Source organism: Streptomyces sp. NPDC002851, from assembly GCF_053591935.1.
The window spans coordinates 1-1,995 of sequence record NZ_JBSFUT010000093.1 but is presented as its reverse complement, the minus strand read 5'-3'; the positions used below and the strand labels follow the sequence as shown (position 1 = coordinate 1,995).

Below are 1,995 nucleotides of genomic sequence, written 5' to 3'. Positions count from 1 at the left end.
GGCCGCCCCGGAGTGATGGGCGGCCGGGATCCATTCCGCTCGGGCAACGGCGCGTGAACCGAGCGGCGTTTTCAGGCGGTTGGGCGACCGACTCCGATCTGGGTCAAGTCCCGGCCGACGATGGTTCGGCCGGAGAAGCCCTTGGCCGCCTTCTGCCAGTGGGAGGCGGGCAGACCGCCGGGGACCAGGTGGGAGAGGACGAGGGTCTGCGCGCCGGCGCGTTCGGCCACTGGGCCCACCTCCTCGATCCGGGTGTGGCCGCCCACGATGTGGTCGTAGAGTGCCTGTTGGCCCGGGCTCCAGGGCTTCGGGCCGACCACGTCCAGGATCCACTCCATGTCGATCACTTCGTGTACGAGGATGTCGACGCTGCGCGCGAGCCGGATCAGGTTCTCGCTGACCGCGGTGTCGCCGGAGAAGGCGACCGAGCCGTCTGCGGTGTCGATCCGGTAGGCGAGGTTGGGGAAGACCAGGCCGTGGGGCACGAGGGTCGCGCTGACGCGGACGTTGTCGTCCTCCCAGACCACGAAGGGGTCCATGTCGGGTGCCGTGGCCGAGTTGGGGTCGGCGCCGTGGTCCGGGGGCAGTTCGATGTCGTGGGCGCGGATGAAGTCGCGGACGTCCTTGCCGCCTTCGGAGCGGAGGCGGACGTTGAGGTCCGCGGCGTGGGCCGCGAACAGGGCATCGACCAGGTCCGCGGTTCCGGCCCCGGGGTTGTCCGGGTTCTCCAGAGGCGGTTCGGGGACACCCGGAGCGAGCGGCGGCAGCGGGCCACGGCGCCCGGGTCCCACGATGTGCAGCGGAGCCGCGGCCGCGTGCCGGGCGCCCGGGTCGTACATCAGCAGGGTGGCCAGGTCGATGACATGGTCACTGTGCAGGTGGGTGACGAACAGGGCCCGCTCCTGGCCCGGCGCCACGCCTGCGCGGCGAAGCTGCCGGTACGCGCCCGAGCCGAAGTCGACCAGATACGCCTGGTCTCCGACCATGAGCGCCGAGCAGATGCCGTACCCGGAGTCGTCTCCGTACCAGGTGGGACCCCCGACGGTCCCGAGCAGGGCGAGCCGGGTGCGGTGCCCCTTGGCGGCGCGGGTCAGTTCCGTGGCCTCGCCCGGCTCGGGGGCGGCCGCTGCTGCTGCCGGGCCCGTTGCGAGCGCCGCGCCGATTCCGGTGGCGGCCGCGCCTGCTAGGAGGCCGCGCCGTGACACTGCCGCCTGCGCGAGAAGTTCACACACCTCAAGTTCTCCTATACGTCTGGGAGTTCACAGGGAAGGGGGCAGGCGTCGGCCTAGGCGGCGCACTTGTCCGGCGTGGACGCGACCGCCGATTCCACGGTGTCGGCCAGTGCGTGACCGTGGACGAGGTCGGTGGCTTCCTCCACGTCGGGGCTCATGTGCCGGTCGTCGACGAGCGGCGGAATATGTTGACGTACCGCCGCGTGGATAGCCCTCGTGCCGGAGCCAAGGGGGAAGCCGGTCATCTTCTTCTGCATGAGGTCGATGCCCTGAGCGCCCATGATCAGTTGCACGGCGAGCACGGTGTCGAGGCGGTCCAGATTGGCGCTCAGATTGCGCATCGAGGCCATCGCCATGGTGTTGTGATCCTCCTGGCCGCCCTTGACGGGCCTGGAGAGGGCTCCCGCCGGGGTGACCGCGACCTGCATCTCCGGGACGAGCGCCGCCGCGACAGTCTGGACTTGCACCATGCCGGAGTTCAGGCCGACCGGGCCTCCTGCCAGGTTGGCGGGCAGGCCATGGCTCCACTTCGGGTCGAGGAGCCGGCCGGAGAGCTCCTGGGAGAGCACACCGGCGTCGGCGACCTGCGCATTCAGGGTGTCGATCTCGTGGCCGATCAGCGCGGCGTCCCAGTTCCCGCCCATCACGAACTCGTAGGTGCCACCGGGCTTGCGGAAGAGCAGCGGGTTGGAGGTGGAGGCGTTGGCTTCCCGCACGACCGTCCTGCGGGCCTTGCCCAGGGTCTGCAGCAGGGCGCCGATGA

At 70.6% G+C, this 1,995-nt stretch carries 2 protein-coding genes; both read right to left on the bottom strand.

Annotated elements, in window-relative coordinates:
• Positions 1 to 71 precede the first annotated feature (71 nt).
• Entirely contained in the window at positions 72 to 1,232 is a 1,161-nt protein-coding gene (locus ACWD10_RS38385) for an MBL fold metallo-hydrolase (protein WP_451098470.1), read from the bottom strand.
• A gap of 53 nt (positions 1,233 to 1,285) precedes the next feature.
• Positions 1,286 to 1,995 (bottom strand): aromatic amino acid lyase (locus tag ACWD10_RS38380; protein WP_451098468.1); only part of this gene is annotated, 710 nt, incomplete at its 5' end.